This window comes from Desulfocurvus sp. DL1XJH-121 (assembly GCF_054819825.1).
In genome coordinates, this window is sequence record NZ_JBTVWW010000044.1 from 1 (window position 1) to 10,716 (window position 10,716).

Genomic DNA, 10,716 nt, shown 5'->3' on the forward strand with positions numbered 1-10,716 from the left:
CGCATGGGGCGCGGCCGCGCCACCCATTCCAACACTCCCGACAAACCAACGCCCTACCCGCGAGGGAACGCGGTGGGTGGGCGGGAGGGCGGAAGTGGTTTTGCACCACAACTCCCCTCCCACAATACAAAAAATCGGACCCGATCCTGCGATCGAGCCCGATTGAAACGTATGGCCTCGCGGCCCGTGGCCCCGGTGGAGCCTTGAACTCTCCGCACCCGGCGCGGCGCGATGGCGAGAAACGCCGCGCCGGGCGCTGATTATGAGGTTGACCCTGACTGTATTGTTTAGCAAAAATCTAGAAAACATCAATTGAAAATATATTCTTTCTACAACACGAATGATTGCAGCATGTTGTAACGCATCACAGACCCACGCACAGCGCCATTCGACAGACTCGGGCCACAACCCGCCCCCTTGTGCATTGCCCTTCCCCGCCCAGCCAAACCATCCAACTCCATTGCCGCAGTCTCCTGACGAAAACGGAAATGGCACAAATGAACAACCCCTTGCCTTCAGTTGCAGCCCTCGCTTGATGCCAATTTTCACGCTCCTCTCCGCCATCCAACGACAGAACTGTGCCTTTTTTCATGACGTTACAAGAAATATCTATAAATTGCTTGCGCAATTGAAAGTGAATACCTATAGAATAAGAGCGCCCCCTTAACTAATCCGGAACCAGGGAGGCTAGGCCGTGAAGATGACATTCAACACAAAGCTGGTGGGTTCGTTTACCCTGATCCTGGTCGTAACCGTGTTGTCAATGGGCATCGTCGCAAACATCCTCCTCAACACCAGCGCCCACAATCTCGGGACGAACCTCTCCTCGGGGTTGGTCGGCTCGACGATCCGGGCCCTGGACATCAAGGTCAAGGCACAGGATGAACTCGTCAGGCTTGGCATGCTGGGCCTGGAAAACGAGTTCGCCGCGGGCACTGCCCCGGAGCAGATCGTGAAGGCCCTGCTCGCCGAACACAAGCTGTACGCCACCGTATTCGAAAAGCGCGGCGAGGACTTCGTGCGCATCGCCACGACCATCCCGACCAAGGGCGGCGGCAGCGCCATCGGCACCAAGCTGGACACGAATTCCGACGCATACAGGGCAGTGGCATCGGGAGGGACCTGGCATGGGGCCCGCGTGCTGATGGGCTTCCAAAGCATCGTGCAATACAAGGCCTACGGCCCGGACATCGTGCTCTACGTGGGCCTGCCCATCATCGATGACGATTTCGTCACCTACCTGAAGAACCTCAACGTCAACAGCCTGGGGTACATGTACCTCTTCACCGGCGAAGGCAAGTTCGCCTGGCACCCCAACAACGCGCTTTCGGGCAAGTCCTTCGCCGACGCGTCCTACGCCTCCGCCCTGCTCGGCGCTAACAACGAACTCATCTCCTACACGTTCAACGACGAGTTGAAGTACGCCTACGTCGGCATCCATGAGGAATCCGGCCTGCGCGTGGGCTTCGGCCTGACGGGCAACGAAATCAAGTTCGGTCTGGACAAGGACATCCTGACCTCCGGGCTGATCGGCAGCGCCGCCGCCCTGATCGTCTCCTCCATCGTCGTGTTCCTGGTCGTGGCCAACATCCGCAAGGTCCTCAAGGGCGTCGAGGTCATGGCCCGCAACGTCGCGGACGGCAACTACGACGAACGCGTGGACTACGAGGTGCAGGACAACATCCGCGCCATGCTCGACGCCTTGGAGGCCATGGCCGCCCAGATCAAGCAGCAGATCGAGGACGTCAGGGCCCGGTCCGAAGAGGCCATGAAGGCCAAGGCCGAGGCCGAGGCCGCCCTGGAGAGCGTCCGCGAGGCCCAGGCCGAGATCGAAGCCAAGAACGAGAAGATCCAGAGCGCGGCGCGGGAGGCCCGGTCCGTGGCGGAAACCATGTCCTCCACGGCCACGGAGCTCTCCGCCCAGGTCGAGCAGGTCAGCCAGGGCGCCGAGAACCAGAAGAACCGCGTGAGCGAGGTCGCCACCGCCATCGAGGAGATGTCCGCCACGGTTATCGAGGTCGCCCGCAACGCCGGTGACACGTCCTCGCAGGCCGAGGACAGCAAGAGCATGGCCACCAACGGCATGGAAATCATGGGCCAGACCATCGAGGCCATAGGCAACATCAGGGAGATCGACGAGGTGAGCAACATCGCCATGCAGGACCTCTCCGACAAGGCCGACGCCGTGGGCGGCATCATAGGAGTCATCCAGGACATCGCGGACCAGACCAACCTGCTGGCGCTGAACGCGGCCATCGAGGCCGCCCGCGCGGGCGACGCGGGACGCGGCTTCGCCGTGGTCGCCGACGAGGTCCGCAAGCTCGCCGAGAAGACCATGCAGGCCACCCAGGAGGTTGGCGATTCCATCAGCAAGATCCAGAGCGCCGTGGGCAAGAACGTCAAGGAACGCGCCCGGGCGCAGGAAGCCCTTGAGCTGACCGTGAATTCCGCCCAGCAGGTGAACGGCATCCTGGACCAGATCGTCGAATCCATCACCCGGTCGGCCGACATGGCCAACGGCATCGCCACGGCCACGGAGGAGCAGTCCGCCGCCACCGAGGAAATCACGGCCAGCGTGGAGGAAGTGGACCGCATCAGCGGGGAGACCACCGACGCCATGCGCGAATCGTCCAAGGCCGTGCACGACCTGGCCCAGTTGGCAGAGGACCTGACCGTCATCATCCAGTCGCTGACCGAGGACTAGCCTCTCAAAACCGGCGGGCGCGCCGGCGGCGACACGGATCCGGGGGAGGGCTCAAGGGCCCTCCCCCCCATTTTTTGGAAAATCGACAGGGAAGGAAAAGGAACGCGCGGTTCTACACGCCGAGAATGCGCCAGAGATTCTCGGCCGCCGCGGCCAGGCCGAAGCGGCGCACCACGGTCTCCCGGGCGCGGACGGCCATGTCCGCGCGCAGGTCCGGGTCGCGCACCAGCTTTTCCACGTATTCGGCGAAGCGCGCCGGGTCCGGAGCCAGGAAGCCGTCCCGGCCGTGGGTCACGATTTCGCGGTTGAAGCCCACGTCCGAGGCCACGGGCACCACGCCGCAGGCCATGTACTGCAGCAGCTTGAATCCGCACTTGCCGCGCGTGTACTCGTCGTCGGACAGGGGCATCAGCCCGATGTCCATGGAGCGCAGCAGTTCGAGTTCGTCCTGGGCGGTCCAGCGGGTGAAGCCCCCGGCGAACCCGGCGGGCAGGGCGAAGTCCCCGTCCGAGACCACGGACACGTCGAAGGCCCCGGCCAGGGGCGCCAGGGCCGTGAATATTTCGGGCAGGAAGAAGAGATTGCAGGCCGTGCCCATCCAGCCCACCACCGGGCGCGAGGAATGCGCCGGGCCCGGGGTGAAGACGTCCGTGTCCAGGGGCGTGGGCAACACGTCCACCCGATGCGCCGCGCCCCGGACCTTGTCCGCCAGGAACGTGTTTCCCGCCACCACCGCATCCACGCCCGCGCAGACCCGGAGCAGGCGCTCCAGCTCCCTCTCGTCCGGCTTGCCGCCGCATTCGCCCTGGTTTGGGTGCATGGCCCACAGGGCGTCGTCGAAGTCGAACAGCAGCCGCCCCGAGCGGGAACGCAGCAGGGACAACTCCAGCCCGGAGACGAGCTTCTTCTGCAGGACCACGGTCTGCACGCGGCCCTGGGTGGCGAAGAACGCGGCCCGGGCCAGGGCGGTCTTGGGATAGCGCCGCCAGGCCGCGTCGATCCCCCGCTCGCGCGCCAGGCTCACGAAGGGCAGCACGCGAAACCGCACGCTGGGCAGGTTCTCGCCGGACTGGGTCAGAAACAGAAGATCAGGCATGAAACGACATCCCAAAGCGGCCCAGGTTCAGTATCAGCCGCCGCTACGGCCTACAAAAAGTCGGAATCGACGGCGGCCTTGCCGTTGGCCGTGATGATCTTGAAGAAACGCACCCCCCGCTCGTCCACGGGCACGATAGGGAAGTCCTTGCCGCAGGCGTCGCAACGCACCATGGCGGGCTGCGTGGGCGCCATCATGGGCACCTCCCGGCCGCAGAACGGGCAGGGATAGAAACAGAGGATCTCCATACCCGCAGGCTTCACCGGGGTGAGGGGTTTTTTGCGCTCAGACACCGTGCTTCTCCAGCAGGGATTCTCCGGTCATGGGGCCGGGCCTGTCCAGGCCCCAGAGGTCCAGGATGGTGGGCGCGATGTCCCCGAGCTTGCCGCCCTCGCGCAGGCGCGCGCCTTCGCGTCCGGTCTCGATGTACACCAGGGGCACCCGGTTGCGGCTGTGGGCGGTCTGCACCGCGCCCGCCTCGTCCAGCATTTCCTCGGCGTTGCCGTGGTCCGCGGTGAGCAGCACGCGCCCGCCCTTTTCCAGGGCCTTGGCCACGATGCGCCCGGCGCAGTCGTCCACGGCCCGGGCGGCGGCCACGGCTGCGGGGATCACGCCCGTGTGGCCCACCATATCCAGGTTGGCCAGGTTGCAGGCGATAAAGGAATATTTCCCGGAATCCAGGGCCGCCAGAAGCTTGTCCGTGACCTGGAAGACGCTCATCTCGGGCTTCTGGTCGTAGGTGGCCACCTCGCGCGGGGACGGCACCAGCTCGCGGTCCTCACCGGGCAGGGGCTCCTCGCGGCCGCAGTTCATGAAATAGGTCACGTGGGCGTACTTCTCGGTCTCGGCGATGCGTAGCTGCCGAAATCCCTGGTCCGCCACCACCTCGCCCAGGGGCTTCTCGATGTCCTGGGGTCCGAAGGCCACGGGCAGGGGGAAGTCCGCCTCATAGCGGGTCATGGTGGCCAGGTCCAGGCGCGGCCGCGCCTGGCGCTCGAACTCCGCGAACCCCGGATCGAACAGGGCGCGGGTCAACTGGCGCGCGCGGTCCGCGCGGAAGTTGAAGAAGAACGCCGCGTCCCCGTCCCGGAGCAGGGCCACGGGCGCGCCATTCCTGGTCATCACCCGGGGTTTGACGAACTCGTCGTATTCCTTGTCCGCGTAGGCCGCCTCCACGGCCCTGGCCGCGGCGTCATCCCCGGCCTCCACGGCCTGCCCCTGGCCCAGGGTCAGGGCGTCGTAGGCCAGCTTGGTGCGATCCCAGCGCTTGTCGCGGTCCATGGCCCAGTAGCGCCCCGTGAGGCTGGCCACGGCCCCGTGGCCCAGCTCAGCCATGCGCGCCTCGAGCTTGCGCACGTACCCGGCCCCGGCCGTGGGCGGGGAATCCCGGCCGTCCAGGAAGACGTGCACGAAGGCCTGGACCCCGGCGTCCCGGGCGCAGGCCAACAGCGCGAAGAGGTGGTCCAGATGGCTGTGCACCCCGCTGTCCGAGACCAGGCCCATGAAGTGGATCCTGCCGCTGCCCGCCTGGGCGCGGTCCAGGAGCGCGGCCAGGGTCTGGTTGCCGCCCAGGCCGCCCTGCTCGATGGCCATGTCGATGCGGGTCATGTCCTGGTAGACGACGCGCCCGGCCCCGATGTTCATGTGCCCCACCTCGGAGTTGCCCATGAACCCGTCGGGCAGGCCCACGGCGCGGCCCGAGCAGACGAGCTCGGTGCGCGGGTATTGGGCCTGGATGCGGTCCAGGTTGGGAGTCTCGGCCAGGGACACGGCGTTGCCCGCGGACGGCGGGGCCACGCCCCAGCCGTCCAGGATCAGCAACAGCGTCGGGATCGGGGTGCTCATGAGGTCTCCACTGCGGACGCGGCCGGGATCAGGCCTCGTCCTCGTCGCCCAGGTCGTCCTCGTCGCCGAGGTCATCGCCGGGCAGGTCAAGTTCCAGGAATTCCGCCTCGTTCCACAACCCTTCCAGGTTGTAGAAGCCACGGGAGTCTTCCAGGAATATATGCACGAGCACGTCGTTGAGGTCCACCAAAATCCAGTTTCCCGGCTTGTAGCCCTCCATGCCCAGGTACGCGATGGCGTTCTCCCCGGCCATGTCCAGGATGTGATCCGCCAGGGCCTGCGCATGGCGCACGCTGCCGGCGGTGCACAGCACCAGGCCCTCGGTCACCGTGCACAACCCGGCCACGTCCATGGCGGTGACGCGCCGGGCCTGCTTGTCGTCGAGCCATCCGGCCACCATGCGCATCTTCTCGCGGGTGTCCGGGCCGGTGGCGGCGAGCTTTTCCTTGTTGTCCAAATTGTGCTCCTATTTGCCCAGGCGCAGGGCCACCAGTTCGGCCGCGCCGCGCTTGGGCACGTGATGCGTGCCGTCCTCGGCGCGCCAGTACTTGAAATCCCCGTCAGCGGGCAGGTCTTCCACCACCACGGTCTCGGCGGGCTTGCCCAGGGACAGGACCAGCATGATCTCCAGGCCGTCGGGCAGGCCCACGGCCCCGGCAACCACGTCCTTCTTGATGGCTCCGACCATGCAGCAGCCCACGCCCTGGTCGCGCGCCTCGAGCATCATGGTCTGGGCCACGATGCCCAGGTCCACCTTGCTCCAGGGGCCGGGCTCGCCGTCGTGGCAGATGACCACGTAGGCCGTGGGCCGCTCGTTCTCGTCCGGGCCGGGCCAGTCCTTGAGATACCCGGCGAAGGCCAGGCCCTCGAAGACCTTGGCGCACAAGGCCGGGTCGTTGACCAGCACGTAGCGCAGGGGCTGCTTGTTCATGGCCGAGGGCGTGTGCCGGGCGGCGTCCACCATGCGGTCCAGGACGTCCATTCCAACGGGAGAGGCCGTGTCGTAGCGCCGCACGGTGCGGGCGGCCTTGGCGAGTTCGAGAAATTCCATGTCAGTTCCTCCCTTGCCCCTTTGCGGGGGCGTCTTTCACTATAGCAAAACCGTGTATCCCGCAAACCTTGCCGTCACCCCGCCACGAGCCAGACCAGCCGTCCACGGGGACGGACCATGGCCGCGGGGTAGCGCGCGGCGGCGGCCTCGGGGTCCTTGAAGATGCGGTCCGCCAGGGCCTTCTTCTTGGCCCCGGCCACCAGGAAAATCACGTTCCGGGCCTGGTTGATGAGGGGCAGGGTCATGGTCACGCGCGCCACGTGCGGGTCGCCCTTGGGCTCCACGGCCATGACGATCTGGCGCCTGGCCGTGAGCTCGTCCCCGTCCGGGAACAGGGAGGCCGTGTGCCCGTCCTCGCCCATGCCCAGGAGGATGCAGTCGAAGGGGCAGTCCTTGCCCTCGCCCAGCCCGTTGAACTTGAAGGTGTTGCGGACCAGGAACTCGTAGCCCCCGGCGTCCAGGCCCGGCTGGTAGCCCGCCACCTTCACGGGATGCAGGCCGGACTCGGGCACGGCCACGCGGGACAGCAGCGCCTCCTCGGCCATGCGCGAGTTGCGGTGCTCGTGCCCGGGCTCCACGCAGCGCTCGTCGGAATAGAAGACATGGGCCTTGTCCCAGGGCACCCCCTCGGCCTCGGCCAGCAGCTCGTAGGTCCGCCTGGGGGTGCTGCCCCCGGCCAGGGCCAGGGTGAAGGCCCCGCGCGCCCCGGCCGCCTCGCGCGCCACGTCGCGCACCAGGCCGGCGGCGTGGGCGCTCAAGGCCTCCATGTCGTCGAAATCCAATCTTTCCATGCGCTTCTCCCGGATTGCGTGGGCCGCGCGGCAGGCCCCCGCGCGTCCTTCGAATGTACCCGCAAGACGTCGAAAAGCAACCCCCCGGCGGCGGGAGTCAAGCCCATGCGCGCCCGGTCTTGACGCGTCCGGCCGGGGTAGTGCAGAATCTTTGGCTATCGGCAAAAATCGTCATTTTGGCCTTTCATACGTCCCCAACCGCCCAGCGGGGAAGTCCCCGCACGGGCGCGGCCCAACAGAGCACGAGGAGCCCGTCATGATCTTCGACGTCGACATGGAAACCCTTCCGCGCGAGGAGCTGGAAAAGCTGCAGCTCTCCCGCCTCCAGAACCAGGTGAGGCGCGTCTACAACAACGTGCGCTTTTACCGCAAACAGTTCGACGAGGCGGGCATACACCCCGCGGACATCAAAAGCCTGAAGGACATCCGCAAGCTGCCCTTCACCCAGAAGCAGGACCTCAGGGACAACTATCCCTTCGGCCTCTTCGCCGTGCCCAAGGACAACGTGGTGCGCATCCACGCCTCCTCGGGCACCACGGGCAAGGCCACGGTGTCGGGTTACACCAAGCGCGACGTGAAGAACTGGTCCCAGCTCATGGCCCGCTGCTTCATGAGCGCCGGGGCCACCAGCCTGGACACCGTGCACAACGCCTACGGCTACGGCCTGTTCACGGGCGGCCTGGGCGCGCACTACGGGGCCGAGGAGCTGGGCGCCACCATCGTGCCCGTGTCCGGCGGCGGCACGCGCCGGCAGGCCATTCTGCTCCGGGACTTCGAGCCCACGGTGATCTGCAGCACGCCCTCCTACATGCTGGTGCTTCTGGAGGCCGCCGAGGAGGCGGGCATCGACGTGGCCAAGCTGCCGCTGAAGATCGGCATCTTCGGGGCCGAGCCCTGGACCGCCGAGATGAAGCGCGACATCGAGGAGCGCGCGGGCATCACCTGCATCGACATCTACGGCCTGTCCGAGGTCATGGGCCCGGGCGTGGCCATCAGCTGCCACGAGGCCCAGGACGGGCTGCACCTGTTCGAGGACCATTTCCTGGCCGAGATCATCGATCCCGAGACCGGCGAGGTCCTGCCCGAGGGCGAGTTGGGCGAGCTGGTGCTGACCACCCTGACCAAGGAGGCCCAGCCGCTCATCCGCTACCGCACCCGCGACATCACGCGCCTGAACTACACGCCCTGCAAATGCGGCCGCACCCATGTGCGCATCGAGCGCGTCACGGGCCGCAGCGACGACATGCTCATCATCCGCGGCGTCAACGTGTTCCCCTCGCAGATCGAGTCCATCCTCCTGGAGACCAAGGGCACCCTGCCCCACTACCAGCTCATCGTGGACCGCGAGGGCAGCCTCGACACCCTGGAGGTGCGCGTGGAAGTGGACGAGCACTTCTTCAGCGACGAGATCAAGGGCCTGCAGAAGATGGAGTCCAAGCTCAAGAAGAGCATCAAGGAGTTCCTGGGCGTGACCACCAAGATCAGCCTGGTGGAGCCCAAGGGCATCGAGCGCAGCGCGGGCAAGGCCCTGCGCGTCATCGACAAGCGCAAGGCCAAATAATCGGTTATCTCCACGGGTTGCCCCGGGCCGTGGCCTGGGGTACAGGATGAATGGGGAAGGTTCCCCCACCGACACTGATACACAAGGAGACCCGCCATGAAGGTCGAACAGATTTCCATCTTCCTGGAAAACCGCGCCGGACGCCTGGCCGAGGTGACGCGCGTGCTGGCCGAGGCCGGCATCAATATCCGCGCCCTGTCCTTGGCCGACACGTCGGACTTCGGCATCCTGCGGCTCATCGTCTCGGATTTCGAGAAGGCCAAGACCGTGCTCAAGGACAACGGCTTCACTGTGGGCCGCACCACCGTGGTGGCCGTGGAAGTCCCGGACAAGCCCGGCGGCCTGCACTCCATCCTGGGCATGCTCTCGGAGAACAAGGTCAACGTGGAGTACATGTACGCCTTCGTGCAGCAGAGCGGGCAGAACGCCATCATGATCTTCCGCTTCGACCGCACGGACCAGGCCCTGGAGCTGCTGGCCCAGGCCGGGCTGAACGTGGTGCCCGGGGAAAAGCTCTACAAGATGTAACGCCCCCGCGGCCCATACGAACGGACAACAGGCCGGGCCCAGCGGGGTCCGGCCTTTTTTGATCAACGCCAGGGAGCACAATCATGGACACCCTCTTCAGCATCGAGAACCTCATCGCCTTTTTGACCCTCACGGGCCTGGAGGTGGTGCTGGGCATCGACAACATCGTGTTCATCGTGGTCATCACCAACAAGCTGCCCCGGGCCGCGCGCGCCGGGGCCCGGCGGCTGGGCCTCGCCGTGGCCATGCTCAGCCGCATCGCCCTGCTCTTCGCCATCAGCTGGATCATGCGCCTGTCCGATCCGCTGTTCCACATGGGCGCGCATCCCGTGTCCGGCCGCGACCTGGTGCTGCTGGCCGGGGGGCTGTTCCTGCTGGGCAAGGCCACCTTCGAGATCCACGACAAGCTGGAGGGCGAAGCCGGACACGCGGACGCGAGCGGGCGCGCCGTATCGGGCACGGCCGCCGCCGTGATGCAGATCATGGTCCTGGACCTGGTTTTCTCACTGGATTCCGTGATCACGGCCGTGGGCATGGCCCAGCACCTGTGGGTCATGGTGGCGGCCATCGTGGCGGCCGTGGGCGTGATGCTGGCCTTTTCCGGCCCCGTGGGCGCCTTCGTCTCGCGCCACCCCACGGTGCAGATGCTGGCGTTTTCGTTTCTCCTGCTGGTGGGGGTGTTTCTGGTGGCCGAGGGGCTCGGCAGGCACATCGACCGGGGGTACATTTATTTCGCCATGGGATTCTCGTTGTTCGTGGAGGTGTTGAATCTGCGACTGCGCAAGGGGGGCAAGGCCGCGCGGCCGAGTTGAGGGGATGCTGGCCGGACAGGCTCCTGGGAGTTGTCCTTGGCCTTGTATGGTTGCGATTTATCGGATGGTTCACGAAGACAGCCAATTCAAAAGCAAGGCTTTTGAACCAGCTGGCAAAGGGGCGGGGGGGCGAGCCCCCCAGGCCCCTTGTATGTTGTCCCTGACCAAACGATAAGGGTGAAATGGCAGAGGAGGCCGGGGGGAAGGAGGCTTTCCTTCTCCGCGGCCGTCCCGGCAGACCGTGGCCCCTTCGCTCCAGAGCGTGGTCGCCGGGACGACGAGCTTTCGCTCGAACACATGCAGGTGCATCAAAGCACGAATCCGCAAG

Annotated in this window: 10 protein-coding genes; 4 read left to right on the top strand and 6 right to left on the bottom strand. The window is 66.0% G+C overall.

What is annotated here, in order from left to right; all coding sequences use genetic code 11:
• The first annotated feature begins 700 nt into the window (after positions 1-700).
• Positions 701-2,704: a methyl-accepting chemotaxis protein gene (locus tag ACYYG1_RS16985; protein WP_461211524.1), complete on the top strand. Its 2,004-nt coding sequence runs from the start codon at positions 701-703 to the stop codon at positions 2,702-2,704.
• Positions 2,705-2,816: 112 nt separating this feature from the next.
• Here the strand turns inward: ACYYG1_RS16985 and ACYYG1_RS16990 are convergent, their stop codons facing one another.
• The 6 genes from ACYYG1_RS16990 to pgl form a co-directional block, all read right to left on the bottom strand.
• Positions 2,817-3,800 (bottom strand): glycosyltransferase family 4 protein, encoded by a 984-nt coding sequence (locus ACYYG1_RS16990; RefSeq protein ID WP_461211525.1) that lies wholly within the window; start codon positions 3,798-3,800, stop codon positions 2,817-2,819.
• 50 nt (positions 3,801-3,850) lie between these two features.
• Entirely contained in the window at positions 3,851-4,093 is a 243-nt protein-coding gene (locus ACYYG1_RS16995) for a hypothetical protein (protein WP_461211526.1), read from the bottom strand.
• On the bottom strand, positions 4,086-5,645 hold the full coding sequence (gene gpmI, locus ACYYG1_RS17000) for a 2,3-bisphosphoglycerate-independent phosphoglycerate mutase (RefSeq protein WP_461211527.1): 1,560 nt from the start codon (positions 5,643-5,645) through the stop codon (positions 4,086-4,088). Before gpmI ends, ACYYG1_RS16995 begins: the two co-directional genes overlap by 8 nt.
• 28 nt (positions 5,646-5,673) lie before the next feature.
• The gene (gene rsfS / locus ACYYG1_RS17005; protein WP_461211528.1) at positions 5,674-6,102 is read right to left on the bottom strand and encodes a ribosome silencing factor; all 429 of its coding nucleotides are present in this window, start codon (positions 6,100-6,102) and stop codon (positions 5,674-5,676) included.
• A gap of 9 nt (positions 6,103-6,111) precedes the next feature.
• The gene (locus ACYYG1_RS17010) at positions 6,112-6,696 is read right to left on the bottom strand and encodes a nitroreductase family protein (protein WP_461211529.1); all 585 of its coding nucleotides are present in this window, start codon (positions 6,694-6,696) and stop codon (positions 6,112-6,114) included.
• 74 nt (positions 6,697-6,770) lie between these two features.
• Positions 6,771-7,487: a 6-phosphogluconolactonase gene (gene pgl / locus ACYYG1_RS17015; RefSeq protein ID WP_461211530.1), complete on the bottom strand. Its 717-nt coding sequence runs from the start codon at positions 7,485-7,487 to the stop codon at positions 6,771-6,773.
• 256 nt (positions 7,488-7,743) lie between these two features.
• Here pgl and ACYYG1_RS17020 point away from each other — a divergent pair, with 256 nt between their 5' ends.
• The 3 genes from ACYYG1_RS17020 to ACYYG1_RS17030 all read left to right on the top strand — a co-directional run bounded on the left by ACYYG1_RS17020 (position 7,744) and on the right by ACYYG1_RS17030 (position 10,388).
• On the top strand, positions 7,744-9,048 hold the full coding sequence (locus ACYYG1_RS17020) for a phenylacetate--CoA ligase family protein (RefSeq protein ID WP_461211531.1): 1,305 nt from the start codon (positions 7,744-7,746) through the stop codon (positions 9,046-9,048).
• A gap of 96 nt (positions 9,049-9,144) precedes the next feature.
• Positions 9,145-9,576, top strand: a complete 432-nt coding sequence (locus ACYYG1_RS17025; RefSeq protein ID WP_461211532.1) for an ACT domain-containing protein — start codon at positions 9,145-9,147, stop codon at positions 9,574-9,576.
• A gap of 83 nt (positions 9,577-9,659) precedes the next feature.
• The gene (locus tag ACYYG1_RS17030) at positions 9,660-10,388 is read left to right on the top strand and encodes a TerC family protein (protein WP_461211533.1); all 729 of its coding nucleotides are present in this window, start codon (positions 9,660-9,662) and stop codon (positions 10,386-10,388) included.
• Positions 10,389-10,716 lie beyond the last annotated feature (328 nt).

Bases quoted from the DNA above. Each gene is read 5' to 3' on its own strand.
- ACYYG1_RS16985 (WP_461211524.1), top strand. From the start codon at position 701: ATGACATTCAACACAAAGCTGGTGGGTTCGTTTACCCTGATCCTGGTC.
- ACYYG1_RS16990 (WP_461211525.1), bottom strand. From the start codon at position 3,800: ATGCCTGATCTTCTGTTTCTGACCCAGTCCGGCGAGAACCTGCCCAGC.
- gpmI (WP_461211527.1), bottom strand. From the start codon at position 5,645: ATGAGCACCCCGATCCCGACGCTGTTGCTGATCCTGGACGGCTGGGGC.
- ACYYG1_RS17010 (WP_461211529.1), bottom strand. From the start codon at position 6,696: ATGGAATTTCTCGAACTCGCCAAGGCCGCCCGCACCGTGCGGCGCTAC.
- pgl (WP_461211530.1), bottom strand. From the start codon at position 7,487: ATGGAAAGATTGGATTTCGACGACATGGAGGCCTTGAGCGCCCACGCC.
- ACYYG1_RS17020 (WP_461211531.1), top strand. From the start codon at position 7,744: ATGATCTTCGACGTCGACATGGAAACCCTTCCGCGCGAGGAGCTGGAA.
- ACYYG1_RS17025 (WP_461211532.1), top strand. From the start codon at position 9,145: ATGAAGGTCGAACAGATTTCCATCTTCCTGGAAAACCGCGCCGGACGC.
- ACYYG1_RS17030 (WP_461211533.1), top strand. From the start codon at position 9,660: ATGGACACCCTCTTCAGCATCGAGAACCTCATCGCCTTTTTGACCCTC.